16 protein-coding genes are annotated in these 15,959 nt (G+C 48.2%); 6 read left to right on the top strand and 10 right to left on the bottom strand.

The genetic code is table 11. The annotated features are described in order from the left end of the window. Window positions 1-133: 133 nt before the first annotated feature. From argF to MKR94_RS07265, 4 genes are all read left to right on the top strand, one after another. Window positions 134-1,144 (top strand): ornithine carbamoyltransferase, encoded by a 1,011-nt coding sequence (argF, locus tag MKR94_RS07280; RefSeq protein ID WP_241646336.1) that lies wholly within the window; start codon window positions 134-136, stop codon window positions 1,142-1,144. Between the two features lie 440 nt (window positions 1,145-1,584). Beyond that, on the top strand, window positions 1,585-2,529 hold the full coding sequence (gene pyrB, locus MKR94_RS07275) for an aspartate carbamoyltransferase (RefSeq protein ID WP_241646335.1): 945 nt from the start codon (window positions 1,585-1,587) through the stop codon (window positions 2,527-2,529). Next, entirely contained in the window at window positions 2,526-2,987 is a 462-nt protein-coding gene (pyrI, locus tag MKR94_RS07270; RefSeq protein WP_241606082.1) for an aspartate carbamoyltransferase regulatory subunit, read from the top strand. The genes pyrB and pyrI overlap by 4 nt, the downstream gene beginning before the upstream one ends. Before the next feature lie 60 nt (window positions 2,988-3,047). Continuing rightward, a complete protein-coding gene (locus MKR94_RS07265; protein ID WP_048911414.1) occupies window positions 3,048-3,434 on the top strand; it encodes a RidA family protein in 387 nt (128 codons plus the stop codon). Window positions 3,435-3,456: 22 nt separating this feature from the next. Here MKR94_RS07265 and MKR94_RS07260 read toward each other — a convergent pair whose 3' ends face one another. Further along, a complete protein-coding gene (locus MKR94_RS07260; RefSeq protein ID WP_241646334.1) occupies window positions 3,457-3,882 on the bottom strand; it encodes a YhbP family protein in 426 nt (141 codons plus the stop codon). Window positions 3,883-3,897: 15 nt separating this feature from the next. On the opposite strand from MKR94_RS07260, the gene MKR94_RS07255 reads away from it, so the two are divergent. Further along, complete coding sequence (locus tag MKR94_RS07255) at window positions 3,898-4,218, top strand: GIY-YIG nuclease family protein (protein ID WP_241646333.1); 321 nt, start codon at window positions 3,898-3,900, stop codon at window positions 4,216-4,218. Here the strand turns inward: MKR94_RS07255 and MKR94_RS07250 are convergent. Then, a complete protein-coding gene (locus MKR94_RS07250) occupies window positions 4,184-4,690 on the bottom strand; it encodes a GNAT family N-acetyltransferase (protein ID WP_241646332.1) in 507 nt (168 codons plus the stop codon). The two genes, MKR94_RS07255 and MKR94_RS07250, sit on opposite strands and share 35 nt — an antisense overlap. Before the next feature lie 260 nt (window positions 4,691-4,950). Here MKR94_RS07250 and MKR94_RS07245 point away from each other — a divergent pair, with 260 nt between their 5' ends. Further along, a complete protein-coding gene (locus tag MKR94_RS07245) occupies window positions 4,951-5,976 on the top strand; it encodes a luciferase-like monooxygenase (RefSeq protein ID WP_241646331.1) in 1,026 nt (341 codons plus the stop codon). Between the two features lie 44 nt (window positions 5,977-6,020). Here MKR94_RS07245 and MKR94_RS07240 read toward each other — a convergent pair whose 3' ends face one another. The 8 genes from MKR94_RS07240 to infB all read right to left on the bottom strand — a co-directional run bounded on the left by MKR94_RS07240 (window position 6,021) and on the right by infB (window position 15,947). Beyond that, window positions 6,021-7,859, bottom strand: a complete 1,839-nt coding sequence (locus MKR94_RS07240; protein WP_241646330.1) for a DEAD/DEAH family ATP-dependent RNA helicase — start codon at window positions 7,857-7,859, stop codon at window positions 6,021-6,023. Further along, window positions 7,852-7,932 carry a protein YrbN gene (gene yrbN, locus MKR94_RS17165; RefSeq protein ID WP_099822905.1) on the bottom strand — a complete coding sequence of 27 codons (81 nt, stop codon included), beginning with the start codon at window positions 7,930-7,932 and terminating at the stop codon, window positions 7,852-7,854. Before yrbN ends, MKR94_RS07240 begins: the two co-directional genes overlap by 8 nt. A 104-nt stretch (window positions 7,933-8,036) precedes the next feature. Continuing rightward, window positions 8,037-8,921, bottom strand: a complete 885-nt coding sequence (gene nlpI / locus MKR94_RS07235; RefSeq protein WP_241646329.1) for a lipoprotein NlpI — start codon at window positions 8,919-8,921, stop codon at window positions 8,037-8,039. Window positions 8,922-9,037: 116 nt separating this feature from the next. After that, on the bottom strand, window positions 9,038-11,176 hold the full coding sequence (gene pnp / locus MKR94_RS07230; RefSeq protein ID WP_241646328.1) for a polyribonucleotide nucleotidyltransferase: 2,139 nt from the start codon (window positions 11,174-11,176) through the stop codon (window positions 9,038-9,040). Window positions 11,177-11,477: 301 nt separating this feature from the next. Then, window positions 11,478-11,747 (bottom strand): 30S ribosomal protein S15, encoded by a 270-nt coding sequence (gene rpsO / locus MKR94_RS07225; protein ID WP_048911407.1) that lies wholly within the window; start codon window positions 11,745-11,747, stop codon window positions 11,478-11,480. A 106-nt stretch (window positions 11,748-11,853) separates the two neighbouring features. Continuing rightward, window positions 11,854-12,798: a tRNA pseudouridine(55) synthase TruB gene (gene truB, locus MKR94_RS07220; RefSeq protein ID WP_241646327.1), complete on the bottom strand. Its 945-nt coding sequence runs from the start codon at window positions 12,796-12,798 to the stop codon at window positions 11,854-11,856. Next, a complete protein-coding gene (rbfA, locus tag MKR94_RS07215; RefSeq protein WP_048911405.1) occupies window positions 12,798-13,202 on the bottom strand; it encodes a 30S ribosome-binding factor RbfA in 405 nt (134 codons plus the stop codon). Before rbfA ends, truB begins: the two co-directional genes overlap by 1 nt. 66 nt (window positions 13,203-13,268) lie before the next feature. Continuing rightward, complete coding sequence (infB, locus tag MKR94_RS07210) at window positions 13,269-15,947, bottom strand: translation initiation factor IF-2 (protein ID WP_241646326.1); 2,679 nt, start codon at window positions 15,945-15,947, stop codon at window positions 13,269-13,271. Between the last annotated feature and the right edge of the window lie 12 nt (window positions 15,948-15,959).

Raw genomic sequence — 15,959 nt, 5'->3', positions numbered from 1 at the left:
ACAGGATAATAGCGCTATTTTCCCACACACCGGGCTTTGGCACTACTCCCTAAATCGATAATCATCGAAATAAGTTGAAAGTGAATTCTTAGTCATATAAATTGAATATCAATTCAATATTAGGGAGTTCGTCATGTCTTCACTGTACCAGCGGTCGATTCTACGATTACTCGATTGTTCCCAGCAAGAGTTATCCCATCTACTGACCCTTGCCGCCGACTTAAAACGCGCAAAAAAACAGGGAACCGAGCAGCGTTATCTCGAAGGTAAAAATATCGCGCTGATATTCGAAAAAGACTCGACGCGTACCCGCTGTTCTTTTGAGGTCGCGGCCTATGATCAAGGCGCTGGCGTTACCTATCTCGGGGCGAGCGGTAGCCAAATTGGGCATAAAGAATCAATCAAAGATTCGGCGCGGGTGCTGGGCAGAATGTATGACGGTATTCAGTATCGAGGATATGGCCAAGCGATTGTCGACACCTTGGCAAAGTATGCGCAAGTTCCGGTATGGAATGGGTTAACCACCGAATTTCACCCGACTCAACTGCTGGCCGATTTATTAACTATGCAAGAACACCTACCTAATACGCCGTGGAATAGCATTAAACTGGCCTATTTGGGCGATGCTCAAAATAATATGGGTAATACCCTATTAGAAGCCGCAGCACTGACCGGATTACAGCTAGTGATGGTTGCCCCACAGGCCTGCTGGCCGACAGCCGAGTTAGTCGCGGAGTGTCAAACACTGGCTGCACAACACGGCGGTACTATTACCTTAACCGAAAATGTTGAGGAAGGCGTTAAGGGGGCTGATTTCCTCTATACCGATGTATGGGTGTCGATGGGTGAGCCGAAAGAAGTATGGGAAGAGCGTATCGCATTATTACGCGATTACCAGGTCAATCAACAGGTGATCACGGCAACAGCTAATCCGCAGGTGAAGTTCCTTCACTGCCTACCCGCCTTCCATGATACCGAAACTGTTGTCGGTAAGCAGATCGCGGAACAATATAATTTACCGCAAGGTATCGAAGTCACGGATGAGGTTTTCGAATCGTCACACAGTATTGTCTTTGACCAAGCCGAAAACCGGATGCACAGTATTAAGGCCTTAATGGTGGCAACCTTAAGCGACCAAGTCTAAAGAGTAGTACTGAGTAAGAATGGCCTCGTTGATGGGGCGGTTCTTACTCCTATAGAATAGTCTCTTCCTTTCTTCAAATCGCAATGATATCAAATCAGCCATCGACCTTAGTGAGTTGTTTCATCAACATATTATTTGTCGCTAGGCTAAGTTGCCGTGATTAAAGTTACCCACTTTTCGCGTGACGATTCGATTCGCTCTAAGACGAAAGAAAAATTAAAGATTAGCTATTTTCCAACCTCGCCTCTCTGCGTATAATGCCGAGCATTACGCTTAGAGAACTTTGTTATGCCAACCGCGATTCGAACACAGCCTATGCTAAACCTGCCAGTCAGCGGGAATACGTGCCGTGGTTTTCTAAGCCCCATTTTTCAGAAGAAAAGCTCCTATAGTAGGGGCTTTTTTTTTGCCATCATCACCCCCTGTTGAGGAGATCTCCCGTGGCAAACCCCCTATATGGAAAACATATCATTTCAATCAATGATTTCAGTCGTAGCGAGTTAGAGCTAGTTGTAGAAACGGCAGCCTATCTAAAAGCCAATCCACAGCCAGAGCAATTGAAGCATAAAGTGATTGGAAGCTGTTTTTTTGAGGCCTCAACCCGCACTCGTCTCTCCTTCGAGACGGCAATTCAGCGGTTAGGCGCTTCAGCCGTAGGCTTTGCAGATGGTGGCAATACTTCCTTAGGTAAGAAAGGCGAGACACTCGCAGATACCATCTCGGTGATCAGTCACTATGTTGATGCTATCGTAATGCGTCACCCGCAGGAAGGTGCCGCACGGTTAGCGACCGAGTTTTCAAACAAGGTTCCTATCTTAAATGCCGGTGACGGTGCTAACCAACACCCGACACAAACCTTATTGGATCTCTTTACCATTCAAGAGACCCAACAGAGCCTTGATAACCTGCATATTGCGATGGTAGGTGATTTAAAATATGGCCGAACCGTTCACTCTTTAGCGCAAGCCTTATCTAAATTCACAGGCAACCATTTCTATTTTATCTCCCCAAATGCCCTCGCTATGCCAACGTACATTACTGACATGTTAGACGAAAGTGGTTGTCCTTGGTCCCAGCATGACAGTATTGAAGATATTATCCCGCAAGTTGATATCCTCTATATGACCCGGGTTCAAAAAGAGCGCTTAGATCCCTCCGAATACGCGAACATGAAGGCTCAATTTATTTTACAGGCCTCGCACCTAGCCGCCGCGAAACCAAATATGAAAGTCCTCCACCCTCTACCCAGAGTCGATGAAATCGCGACAGATGTCGATGAGACTTCTCACGCATGGTACTTCCAACAAGCGGGGAACGGGATCTATGCTCGACAAGCCCTATTGTCTTTAGTGTTAAATAAAACGTTAGTAGGAGAGGCGTCATGAATCAGGATAAATTACAGGTTGAAGCAATCAATAACGGCAGTGTGATCGACCATATTCCTGCCCGGCTTGGCTTTCGATTACTCACACTATTTCGCCTCACCGAAACTGACCAACGCGTCACCATCGGTTTAAATCTCCCTTCCGGCGAAGGCCGTACCAAAGATCTAATCAAGATTGAAAATACGTTCCTAACGGCGGATCAGATCAACCAACTCGCGATCTATGCCCCTAATGCGACGATCAATAATATTGAGAATTTTAAAGTCGTGGCTAAGCTACGCCCAACGCTACCGGATGAGATTCGTACCGTATTGGTCTGCCCAAATGCTAACTGTATTAGCCATAATGAACCGGTAAATTCACGCTTTGCAGTGAAAACTCGACGAGATGATCTGTATCTACGTTGCCATTATTGCGAGAAAGAGTTTTCCCGCCAGGCGGTGATTGGGCACTGGTAATCAACAACCCACCCCCTATAATGAAATTTACGCTATTCGTTACCGTCATGAGGAAGAAGTATGTCACGTGAAATTAATACCCACCATGCACCTGCCGCCATTGGCCCTTACGTCCAAGCGGTAGACCTCGGTCAGCTTGTTCTGACGTCAGGCCAAATCCCTGTAGATCCTAAAACGGGCGAAGTTCCTGCTGATATTGCGGCACAGACTCGCCAATCGTTGAACAACGTTAAAGCGATTATTGAACAAGCGGGTTTAAGCGTGAAAAATATCGTCAAAACCACGGTCTTCGTGAAAGACCTCAATGACTTTGCGACCGTTAACGCCACTTACGAGCAATTTTTTACTGAGCACGAAGCGCCTTTCCCTGCTCGCTCTTGTGTAGAAGTGGCCCGTTTACCCAAAGATGTCGGCATCGAAATCGAAGCCATTGCACTGCGCGGTTAATGAAATTTAGGCGGAGGCGCTGTTATGGCCTCTGCCACAGTAGTTTCGTGCCAAACCCCAATGGGTTGTCAGTCATTTTTAAGCGATTTATCTGTAGCTGCCATAACGGCGCAGATTTTTGTTTGGCGATGGGAAAACGTTGTTGATAGGCCTCAAGGCCTCGTTGACCTATATCCCCCTCCGCAAGAGCAATGACTCCCTCAAACTGAACACCCTGTAACTGAGAAACCGATTCGGTTTGCGTACTGACTGTACCGACCACCGACGGGGAAGCGACCATCAACCGCCCATGCTGGGTACTCGGTTCTGTCATGAGCCAAAAGCTGATATGCTCGTTATCTAATACATAGAAACAGTTGGCCGCCCAAAACTCATCACCGTGTCGGGCACAAAGCGTCAGCACATGCTGGCCAGCTAAGTAGTTTAGGCAGTGTGCTAATTCGTCCACAAGGATCTCCTGACCATGCATCAAGACAGGGCTGAAGAACAAGCCGACTGCCAATGGTATTTATATCTGATTCAAACCGCAAACGGGACACTTTACACCGGTATTACCACCGATGTCGCTCGCCGTTTAGCAGAACATTGCTGTGGCCGCGGTGCGAAAGCACTACGAGGGCGAGGCCCGCTAACCGTTGTCTTTCAGAGTCCCGCAGGCGATCGTGCTAATGCACTCCGCCTCGAATACCGGGTTAAGCAGCTTAGCCGCTTAAAAAAATTGGCTATCGTCAATCAACAGCCGTCCAGTATCAATGATTGGTTAATTCAGTCAGTTCAACGCTAGGTAAAGTTAACACTGCTTGGTGTTGTGCGGCGCCTTGCTCTTCAAGGGGATAGACGACGATCTCTTGTTCACCCAACGTCTCCAGCGTCAATCTTGGTGCGGAGGTAAAACCCTGCTCTTGTAGCCAAGCCAGTGCTTGATAGCCAACCACCGCGCGATAACTAAATTCATTTAAGCTGTCTAATCCTTCGAACAGTAAATCCTTCGCTAGCGACGTTGAGCGGTACTGCGGATCAATGACCGCGGCACTAATAACCACCCAATTGAGGTCTTCACCATTTAGTTGAATTGGACTAAAGGCCTGATAGCCTAGCACTTTTCCTTCATCATCTGTCGCCACAACACCAAGCGTGATTAACCCCGCTTCACGGAGTGCCTGAATACGCTCCGCCAATTGCGGATCTTGAGCACCCTGTCGAATAAGCGTATCAATCCCTGCTGCGTCGAGACCAATTTCAGTACGAAGAAGCATAGTTTTTCCTCTGCAAAGCGTGAAAATGTAGGCAAGGGGTAAAAGCAAAGGCTCGAACAGACTTCGATTTACCTTGATGAAAGTCAGCATAGCACACTCCCTGCCATCTCGGTAACTGCGCACAACATCGCTATGCGACCTAACGAAACCTGCGCCATATCAACACAACAGAACCTCCCTTCGCACAAACTGCGTGTCACATTATACTGGCAGTGCGTAGAGTGTAGTTATGTCAGCCCCCCTTTATATGAAGGTATCCTATGTCTGAAAATCGCCCATTTAAACTATCGGTGTTAGATCTCGCTCCTATTCCGCAATCCTGTGTCGCGAGAGATGCTTTCAAACGTTCCTTAGCCTTAGCGCGCTTCGCTGAGCAAACGGGATATCATCGTTATTGGTTAGCCGAACACCACAACATGCCGGGGATTGCTAGCGCAGCAACCAGTGTACTTATCGGTTATTTGGCTGCTAATACCCAGCATTTACGATTAGGTTCAGGGGGGGTCATGCTACCCAATCACTCCCCCTTAGTCATTGCTGAACAATTTGGGACCTTAGAATCGCTCTATCCGGGACGAATCGATTTAGGTATTGGTCGTGCACCAGGCAGCGACCCCACTACGATGCAGGCTTTACGCCGCCATAGTACGCCACAGAGTGAGGAGCGTTTCCCAGAAGACGTCAAGCAGCTGATCACATGGTTTGATACGCAAGATGATAACGCTTTCACAGTCCGACCAGTACCAGGGGTTGGGTTAAATGTACCCATCTGGTTGCTGGGTTCGAGCATGTACAGTGCCCAGCTTGCGGCGAAATTGGGGCTCCCCTTCGCTTTCGCCTCGCACTTTGCCCCAGATGTGATTAAGCAGGCAATAGAACTTTATCGACGAGAGTTCGTACCGTCAGCTCGATTATCGCATCCCTATGTGATGATAGGGGTGAATATTATCGCGGCAGAAAGTCGGGCACGGGCACGATTCCTCTTTACCTCGCAACAACAGCAATTTATTCATCTACGTCGCGGTGTACCGGGAAAACTTCCCGAACCAGTGGAAACTATGGATAAAATTTGGACCCCTGCCGAAAGATTTGGCGTGGAGCGAGCATTAAGCCTCTCTTTAGTCGGCGATCTTGCGGCAGTAACGCATGGACTGCGTACGATTCAGCAGCAGTATCAAGTCGATGAAGTGATGGTCAACGGTCAGATTTATGATAATGATGCCCGGATCTATTCTTACCAACTTGCAATGGAAGCGCATCAGACCATTCATTCACTTTCAGCATAAAAAAGGGAGCCAATAGGCTCCCTTAATCATTATCATAGCGTTAATTAACGGCGTGATTCTTCACGGCGTCCACGATGACCTTCACCGCGGTTACCTTCATTACGGTTACCGCCGCCAAAACGACGTCCACCTTCACGACCACCACGACCAGCACCGTCACGGCCACCGCCATCACGACCACCACGTCCACGGCGTGGTTCACCTGGCTGTGCATCACCCATTAACTGCATATTCATCGGTTTATTCAGGATGCGAGTTTTAGTGAAGTGTTGTAATACTTCACCTGGCATACCTTTTGGTAACTCAATGGTTGAGTGACCATCAAACAATTTGATGTTACCGATGTAACGGCTGCTGATATCACCTTCGTTAGCGATTGCACCAACGATATGGCGAACTTCAACGCCATCATTGCGGCCAACTTCGATACGGTACAGCTGCATATCACCCACATCACGACGCTCACGGCGTGGACGATCTTCACGGTTACCACGACGGTCATCACCGCGACGCTCGTCACGACGATCATCACGCTCGCGGAATTCACGACGTGGAGGACGTGGTGCTTCAGCAGGAACGATTAATGAACGCTCACCTTGTGCCATCTTCAGCAGAGCTGCGGCCAGTGTTTCCATATCAAGATCTTCTTGAGGAGACAGCTTGGTCAACAGACCACGGTAGAGATCAAGATCACTGCTTTCCAGTTGTTGTTGGACACGCGCAGCAAATTTCTCTTGGCGACGAGTGCTTAACAGTTCTGCATTGGGAAGCTCAACTTCTGGAATCGTCAGCTTCATAGTGCGTTCGATGTTACGCAGTAAACGACGCTCACGGTTTTCAACAAACAGTAAAGCGCGGCCCGCACGTCCTGCACGGCCAGTACGACCGATACGGTGAACGTAAGACTCTGCGTCTAATGGAATATCGTAGTTAACGACTAAGCTAATACGCTCAACGTCTAATCCACGCGCCGCAACATCAGTCGCGATCAGGATATCAAGACGGCCATCTTTTAAACGCTCGAGGGTTTGCTCACGTAACGCTTGGTTCATGTCGCCGTTTAAGGCTGCGCTGTTGTACCCATTGCGTTCTAAGGTTTCTGCCACTTCTAAGGTTGCATTTTTGGTACGTACGAAAATAATCGCCGCGTCAAAATCTTCCGCTTCTAAGAAACGAACTAATGCATCACTTTTACGGCCGTAAGCAGTCCAATAAGATTGGCTGATGTCTGGACGCGTAGTTAAGCTCGATTGGATACGAACTTCTTGTGGATTGTTCATAAAACGACGAGTAATACGACGAATCGCTTCTGGCATCGTTGCTGAGAACAGCGCTGTCTGATGACCTTCTGGGATTTGCGCCATAATGGTTTCAACGTCTTCGATGAAGCCCATGCGAAGCATTTCGTCTGCTTCGTCCAGCACTAAGCCACGCAGGTTTGACAGGTCAAGGGTGCCGCGTTTTAAGTGATCTAGTAAACGTCCTGGGGTTCCCACAACAATTTGTGGACCTTGACGTAATGCGCGCAGTTGCACGTCATAACGTTGACCACCATAAAGTGCCAGAACGTTAACGCCACGCATATGTTTAGAGAATTCGTTACATGCTTCACCTACCTGAACCGCCAACTCACGCGTTGGAGCAAGCACCAGAATTTGAGGCGCTTTTAAAGTAGGATCGATGTTGTTTAATAATGGCAGTGAGAAGGCTGCCGTTTTACCACTTCCGGTTTGGGCCATACCCAGTACATCACGGCCAGCTAGCAGATGTGGAATACACTCTGCTTGAATAGGTGATGGTTTTACGTAACCCAGATCGTTCAGTGCAGAAAGAATGGATTCGTTAAGGCCTAGATCGGAAAAAGTGGTTTGAATATCAGTCATGTAGTACAAGTGCCTCGTAGATTGCGGCGGCCAGTCTACATAACTCGTCATGAAAACTTTCAGGTCTTTTCATTGATAAGTGTGAACCGGCTCAAATTAGAAGTTTTTGACAAAAAAGACACCCTCATCCCATAAGGATGATGGAAAGTTAATTCCTAGATGAAAAGTTTTTGTCAGCTATTGCTGGTCAGATTCTGATAAGTCGTCTTGTGCTTGGCCGAGTAGCGCCAGCTCCAACAATGCATATCGGTGCTCAACAAAGTTATTCACATTGTTAGCGACCGTCAGTTTGAATAACGCTTCTGCGTTATCCTTCTCCCCCAGACTTAGGTAATGTTTACCTAAATAGAAGTTGGTTTCACTGAGATGTTCAGCGAGCGAGGTGTTATCCGTAGCATCTTCCTGGAGACTCTGCATCAGCTGCTTTTCGCTGATTTTTCCCAGGTAGAATTCGACTATTTTCCATCCCCATTGATCTCTTTTCGCTGCATTATAGCGTTGCTGCAATGCAAAAGTTGCTTTGTCGGCATCGATGTTCTCTTCCGCCAAGTAAAGCCATAAACTCCGAAAAGGGTCATTAGGATCGTCGTGATAAAACGCCAGCAGATCATCTTGCGCTAGCTTGAACCGGCCACCATAGTAGAACGCGATGCCACGGTTAAGATGCGCATAATTGTAAGTTGGATCAAGTTCCAGTACAGAATCAAACGCTTCATAGGCAGCATCATAGTTGCCTGCCTGCGTAAGATAAATACCTAAATAATTGAAGACTTCAGGCATATCTGGTCTTATGGACAATGCTTGGGAAAAATCGTTCCGTGCCAATGCCCGCAAACCTAGACTATCATACAACACTCCGCGCTCATATAACAACTGCGCGCGTTCATCTTCTGTCAGTGAGCGACTGGCAAGTATTTGTTCCATACGTGCAAGCATCACTTCTTGTTGCAAAGTTGGCTGTAAAGGCACGGCTAATACCTCGTCCTTACGCCAATTTGCGTTGCTACATCCAGCGAGCAACAAAGCTGTCGCAATAAAACCCCAGCGTAAATAAGGCTTCATTCTTCCACTCCCAGGTACCAGCATGCGGATGCAGTCAACAATGAGGTGTCTCATTACTTTGACACCTCAAAAAATAAATCCTGCTTCAGTATTGAAGCAGGAAAGAGTCATGACGATTACTCAGCGTCAGTCGCTGGTGCGTCGGTCGCTTCAGAGACTTCAGCTTGCGGTTTTTCCACAGCTTCTTTCATACTTAAGCGTACGCGGCCTTGGCGGTCAATCTCTAGTACCTTAACCGGTACTTCTTGCGCCATTTGCAGGTAATCGGAAACTTTCTCTACACGCTTGTCGGCGATTTGAGAAATATGCACCAGACCTTCTTTACCGCCACCGATCGAGACGAATGCACCGAAGTCAACGATACGGGTCACTTTACCATTGTAGATACGACCCACTTCGATGTCTGCGGTAATCTCTTCGATACGACGAATCGCTTCTTTCGCTTTATCGCCATCTGTCGCCGCAATTTTTACCGTACCATCATCTTCGATTTCGATAGTGGTGCCCGTTTCTTCCGTTAACGCACGGATAACTGAACCACCTTTACCGATGACGTCCTTGATTTTATCAGGACTGATACGGATGGTATGGATGCGTGGAGCGAACTCAGAGATATCACCACGGTGAGTACCGATCGCTTCTTCCATCACACTCAGAATATGTAAACGAGCGCCTTTCGCTTGGCTAAGGGCCGCTTGCATAATTTCGCGCGTGATACCTTCAATTTTGATATCCATTTGCAGTGCAGTGATACCTTCGCGGCTTCCGGCAACTTTAAAATCCATATCACCAAGGTGGTCTTCATCACCTAAGATGTCAGACAGCACGACAAAACGTTCGTCTTCTTTTACGAGCCCCATAGCAATACCGGCTACCGCTGCTTTGATCGGTACACCTGCATCCATCAGCGCCAGTGAAGCACCACATACAGAAGCCATTGATGAAGAACCGTTTGATTCAGTAATCTCTGACACCACACGAACGGTGTACGGGAATTCATCTTGCTTAGGCATAACGGCTAATACGCCACGTTTCGCTAAACGACCGTGACCAATTTCACGACGCTTAGGTGAACCGACCATACCCGTCTCACCAACAGAATACGGAGGGAAGTTGTAGTGGAACAAGAATGAATCTGATTTTTCGCCCATCAGCTCATCCAGGCTCTGCGCATCACGTGCTGTACCTAAGGTCGCAGTCACTAACGCCTGAGTTTCACCACGAGTGAACAGCGATGAACCATGGGTACGCGGCAGAACACCGGTACGGACATCGAGGCCACGAACCATGTCTTTCTCACGACCATCGATACGTGGTTCACCGTTTAAGACACGGCTACGTACCACGTTTTTCTCGATCGCATGCAGAATATCGCTGATTTCACCTTCGTCTAGGCTTTCATCTTCTGCTAATAACGTCGCGGTTGTTTCGCTTTTGATCACATCAACTTGAGCATAACGCTCTTGTTTTTCAGTAATACGGTAAGCTTCGCTTAAACGGCTTTCTGCCAGTGCCGCAATACGGCTGTTAAGGCTTTCGTTAACGGCTTCTGGCTGCCAATCCCAACGAGGTTTGCCCGCTTTCTCAACCAGTTGTTTGATGTTCTCAATAACAACTTGTTGTTGATCGTGACCGAAGACAACCGCACCAAGCATTTGGTCTTCTGACAGAATCTCAGCTTCAGATTCAACCATCAATACTGCATTTTCAGTACCCGCTACTACTAAATCTAAGCGGCTTGTCGCCAGCTCTTCAGCCGTTGGGTTTAAAACATATTGATCGTTGATGTAACCTACGCGCGCCGCACCAATTGGACCGTTGAACGGGATACCTGACAGCGATAACGCGGCAGAGGCACCGATCATCGCAACGATGTCAGGGTGGACTTGTGGGTTTACAGAAACAACGGTCGCGATAACCTGCACTTCGTTAACGAAACCTTCTGGGAATAATGGGCGTACTGGACGGTCGATAAGACGAGCGATTAACGTTTCGCCTTCGCTTGGACGACCTTCACGACGGAAGAAGCTTCCTGGAATACGGCCCGCTGCGTAAGTACGCTCTTGATAGTTAACGGTAAGCGGGAAGAAGTCTTGACCAGCTTTCGCTTTTTTCTGGCCTACAACAGTAACGAATACACAAGTATCGTCCATGCTTACCATGACCGCTGCGGTCGCTTGACGCGCCATCATACCGGTTTCGATGGTAACAGTGTGTTGACCGTATTGGAATTTTTGAATTGTCGGATTAAGCAAAATCGTTTCCTTTATTGAGGAGTGTAACGCAATAAGTCATCATTAATGTGAATAGTTTGCATCCTCGCGACTAATGGTAAGACTCAATAAACAGCTTAAGCCCTGTCATTAGCCGCGCGAATCGTGCAACTTTCTTTCACTGAACAACAGTATAACACTGTAGTGCCTGTTACAAAATGGACAACTAATATTCAAAAAAAGGGGCCTTGTAGGCCCCTTACACACATAGTGCGCTGTAATCTTAACATTGATTCTGCAATTTGTATAAATACAAGGCAGTTTCGCGTAAAGATTTTTTAACTTAGCGACGCAGACCTAGGCTTGCGATCAGGTCAGTGTAACGCTTAACATCTTTACGCTTCAGGTAATCCAGTAGCTTACGACGTTGTGAAACCATACGCAGCAGACCACGACGGCTGTGGTGATCTTTCTTGTGCTCAGAGAAGTGACCTTGCAGGTGAGTGATTTGAGCAGTTAACAGTGCAACTTGAACTTCAGTTGAACCACTGTCGTTAGCATCACGACCATATTTAGCAACGATCTCAGCTTTAGCTTCTACGCTTAGAGACATAATATACTCCAATAAATTTAAATGAATTCGAGCCGCCGATCTCTAATTCAGCGACTCACTTTTAGCGCAGACATTCTACTCTGCGCTAGGCCAGAGTGCAAACGCCTCAGAGAGGAAATTCCACCACTAAACGTTTCGGGGCGACACGACCTTGGTCATCGATTTGCGCCATACCGAGAAACTTATCCGTTTCCATTTCAAACACCCGTACCAGCCCATCACTCGGAGCGCCAGAGGCCTGCACGGCTTGCCCTAATTTAAACCAGTGGCTGCTGGCTTGCGGTAGGCTAACCATTGGGTAGGCCGCAGCGGGCGTATCCATAGGTAAAAGTAATGGATCGAGTTGCTCAGCGGCAGAAGTCCCTGCAGCATCAGCGTCCGCTACCCACTGTTGCAGTTGAGCCAGCGTAACCATTTTCTCCGCTGGATAACGATCGACTTGAAGGCGACGTAGCATACTGACATGCGCTCCACAGCCTAACCGCTCACCTAAATCATCAATGATGGTACGAATGTAGGTGCCTTTCGAGCAGTGAATTTCGAGCTCTACCTCTTCTCCCTCCCAGCGAATGAATAAGAGTTCATACACCGTGATAGGACGCGCTTCGCGAGGTACGGTGATCCCTTGACGAGCATAGTCGTAGAGGGGGCGACCTTGATATTTTAGCGCAGAAAACATCGTCGGCACTTGCTGAGTATCACCTCGGAAATGTTCCAAGGCTTGCTCGAGCTGCTGCGGCGTAAACTGGATAGGCCGCTCTTCGACAATGTTCCCATCGGCATCGGAGGTATCGGTGCGCTGCCCTAAGCGCGCGATGACCCGATAACGCTTATCCGCATCGAGCAGATATTGCGAGAATTTTGTCGCTTCACCCAAGCAAATGGGTAACATGCCAGTTGCCAAAGGATCTAAGGCGCCGGTATGACCCGCTTTGTTTGCGTTGTAGAGTCTTTTTACTTTTTGAAGGACATCATTCGATGACATGCCTTGCGGTTTATCCAGCAACAGCACGCCATGAATATCGCGTCCGCGACGACGTGGACGACCCATTAGTCTTCCTTATCCTCGCTCTTCTCATCCACGTGACGTTCGTTGTCTTTGTTCACAACGCTGGTCACCAGATTCGACATACGCATCCCCTCAACCAGAGAGTTGTCGTAGAAGAATGTCAGTTCAGGAACGATACGCAGACGCATCGCTTTACCCAGTAAAGTACGGATAAAACCTGAAGCATCTTGTAGTGCTTTGACGCCTTGCTTCACGGCATCTTCATCTTTGTCGTTTAAGAATGTCACGAATACTTTTGCATAGGCGAGATCACGAGAAACCTCGACACCGGATACAGTCACCATCATGCCCACGCGCGGGTCTTTAATTTCACGTTGGATGATAACTGCCAGCTCTTTTTGTAATTCTTGAGCGACGCGCTGGGAGCGTCCGAATTCTTTAGCCATTTTTTCTTCCTTTCAAACAATTCGGGAGGCCAAAGGCCTCCCAAATACTGCTAGCTTCGCTAACAATTAATCGATAGTACGTTTGATTTCAATGATTTCAAACACTTCGATTTGGTCGCCTGCACGGACGTCGTTGTAGTTCTTCACGCCAACACCACACTCCATGCCGTTACGCACTTCATTGACGTCATCTTTGAAGCGACGTAATGATTCGAGTTCGCCTTCATAGATAACGATGTTATCACGAAGAACACGGATAGGGTTGTGACGCTTGATGATCCCTTCGGTCACCATACAACCGGCAATCGCACCGAATTTCGGTGATTTGAAGACATCACGAACTTGCGCCAGACCGATGATCTGTTGCTTGTACTCAGGCGCCAACATACCGCTCATTGCCGCTTTCACTTCGTCGATCAGGTTATAGATGACCGAGTAGTAACGGAGGTCTAAGCTTTCAGTATCGATCACGCGACGCGCTGAGGCATCCGCACGAACGTTAAATCCGACCAGAATCGCGTTAGAAGCTGCCGCTAAAGTAGCATCTGTTTCGGTAATTCCACCGACACCTGACCCAACGATTTTCACTTTAACTTCATCAGTAGACAGCTTCAGTAGTGAATCGCTGATTGCTTCAACGGAACCTTGAACGTCTGCTTTCAGAACAATGTTCAGTTCAGAGACATCGCCTTCAGTCATGTTAGCAAACATATTTTCCAGCTTAGATTTCTGCTGGCGAGCTAACTTAACTTCACGGAATTTACCTTGGCGATATAACGCAACTTCACGTGCTTTTTTCTCATCACGAACAACAGTCGCTTCGTCACCTGCAGCCGGAACCCCTGACATACCCAGGATTTCCACAGGAATAGAAGGTCCTGCAGTCATCACTTCGCGGCCGAGTTCATCACGCATTGCACGAACACGTCCGTATTCGAAGCCACACAGTACGATATCCCCTTTGTTCAAGGTTCCCGCACGGACCAGTACGGTTGCAACGGGGCCACGACCTTTGTCTAGGAAAGATTCGATTACCACACCGCTTGCCATGCCGTTATGGTTAGCCGTCAGCTCAAGAACTTCGGCTTGTAATAGGATTGCTTGCAGTAAATCGTCGATCCCGGTACCCGCTTTCGCCGAAACGTTAACGAACATATTTTCGCCGCCCCACTCTTCCGGCACGATACCGAATTGAGTCAGTTCGTTCTTAACACGGTCTGGATCAGCTTCTGGCTTATCACACTTGTTGACCGCAACGATAACCGGAACGTTCGCCGCTTTTGCATGCTGAACCGCTTCAATCGTTTGTGGCATCACGCCATCGTCCGCTGCAACAACAAGAATAACAATATCAGTCGCTTGAGCACCCCGTGCACGCATTGCGGTAAACGCGGCGTGTCCCGGAGTATCTAAGAAGGTGACCATACCGTTATCTGTTTCAACGTGGTAAGCACCGATATGCTGGGTGATCCCGCCGGCTTCACCCGAAGCAACACGCGTTGAACGAATGTAGTCCAGTAACGAGGTTTTACCGTGGTCGACGTGACCCATGATGGTGACAACAGGTGCACGCGGTTCTAATTCAGCCGTTGTACCGGTGTCACGGTCGCTCATTACCGCTTCTTCCAATTCGTTCTCACGACGTAAGATAACTTTGTGGCCCATCTCTTCCGCCACAAGTTGTGCAGTCTCTTGGTCGATAACTTGGTTAATGGTTGCCATCGCACCCATTTTCATCATCACTTTGATCACTTGCGAGCCTTTAACGGCCATTTTGTTCGCCAGCTCTGCAACAGTGATGGTTTCACCGATTTGCACGTCACGGTTTACAACTTGCGCTGGCTTGTTAAAGCCCTGCTGCAGTGAACTCTTACCGCGATGCTTACCTTTACCACCGCGTCCTGCTGCACGGGCTTCTTCACGATCGGTCTTCGCTTCAGAGTGCTTGTTGCCTTTTTTAGCACGAGGGGCTTTAGCCGTACGGCTGCGTCCACGACCGCCTTCTACTTCACGATCATTCTCGTCTTCAGCTTGACGAGCGTGTTGTGAGGTCGTTACGTGGTAGTCAGTTTCCTCTTCGGTTTTCTGACTCGCTTTTTCCCACTCTTCGCCTTTCTCTTCAGCAAGACGACGTGCTTCTTCAGCTACACGTTGCGCTTCCGCTTCAATTTTACGGCGCGCTTCTTCTTCAGCTTTACGCTTCAGCTCAGCATTTTCAGCTTCGCGGCGTGCTTTTTCTGACTGTGCGTCTTTATTCATAGTTTGATTCTGTTGGGTCACTTTATTTGATTCCACCGCCTGACGCTTAGCGGCTTCTTCCGCCTCACGTTTAGCTTTTTCTTCCGCTTTACGCTTCGCTTCTTCAGCCGCCTGCTTCGCTTCTTCTGCTGCCTGCTTAGCTTTTTCTTCCGCTTCACGCTGTGCTTGCGCTTCGGCTTCGGCTTGAGCTTTACGCTCCGCTTCAGCGTCTTCTTTCACATAGGTACGTTTTTTGCGGACTTCAATCTGCACCGATTTACTTTTTCCACCAGTGCTTGGAACGTTAAGCGTACTACGAGTTTTACGTTGAAGCGTCAATTTACTCGACGCTGTATTTTTCTGATGAGCACGCAAGGTCTCTTGCTCTGCTTGCGTCACAGAATCGTTATCGGATTTACGAATACCCGCATCAGCCAATTGCTGAACTAAGCGATCGACCGGAGTATTCAGTTGTGTTGCCAGCGCTTTTACTGTTACATCAGTCATGCTTTTCCTTCC

It is taken from the genome of Rosenbergiella metrosideri (assembly GCF_022602565.1).
Lineage (GTDB): Bacteria > Pseudomonadota > Gammaproteobacteria > Enterobacterales > Enterobacteriaceae > Rosenbergiella > Rosenbergiella metrosideri.
This window is presented reverse-complemented; position numbering and strand designations above follow the sequence as displayed.

Bases quoted from the DNA above. Each gene is read 5' to 3' on its own strand.
- argF (WP_241646336.1), top strand. From the start codon at position 134: ATGTCTTCACTGTACCAGCGGTCGATTCTACGATTACTCGATTGTTCC.
- pyrI (WP_241606082.1), top strand. From the start codon at position 2,526: ATGAATCAGGATAAATTACAGGTTGAAGCAATCAATAACGGCAGTGTG.
- MKR94_RS07265 (WP_048911414.1), top strand. From the start codon at position 3,048: ATGTCACGTGAAATTAATACCCACCATGCACCTGCCGCCATTGGCCCT.
- MKR94_RS07255 (WP_241646333.1), top strand. From the start codon at position 3,898: ATGCATCAAGACAGGGCTGAAGAACAAGCCGACTGCCAATGGTATTTA.
- MKR94_RS07250 (WP_241646332.1), bottom strand. From the start codon at position 4,690: ATGCTTCTTCGTACTGAAATTGGTCTCGACGCAGCAGGGATTGATACG.
- MKR94_RS07245 (WP_241646331.1), top strand. From the start codon at position 4,951: ATGTCTGAAAATCGCCCATTTAAACTATCGGTGTTAGATCTCGCTCCT.
- MKR94_RS07240 (WP_241646330.1), bottom strand. From the start codon at position 7,859: ATGACTGATATTCAAACCACTTTTTCCGATCTAGGCCTTAACGAATCC.
- yrbN (WP_099822905.1), bottom strand. From the start codon at position 7,932: ATGAAAAGACCTGAAAGTTTTCATGACGAGTTATGTAGACTGGCCGCC.
- nlpI (WP_241646329.1), bottom strand. From the start codon at position 8,921: ATGAAGCCTTATTTACGCTGGGGTTTTATTGCGACAGCTTTGTTGCTC.
- rpsO (WP_048911407.1), bottom strand. From the start codon at position 11,747: ATGTCTCTAAGCGTAGAAGCTAAAGCTGAGATCGTTGCTAAATATGGT.
- truB (WP_241646327.1), bottom strand. From the start codon at position 12,798: ATGGGTCGTCCACGTCGTCGCGGACGCGATATTCATGGCGTGCTGTTG.
- rbfA (WP_048911405.1), bottom strand. From the start codon at position 13,202: ATGGCTAAAGAATTCGGACGCTCCCAGCGCGTCGCTCAAGAATTACAA.
- infB (WP_241646326.1), bottom strand. From the start codon at position 15,947: ATGACTGATGTAACAGTAAAAGCGCTGGCAACACAACTGAATACTCCG.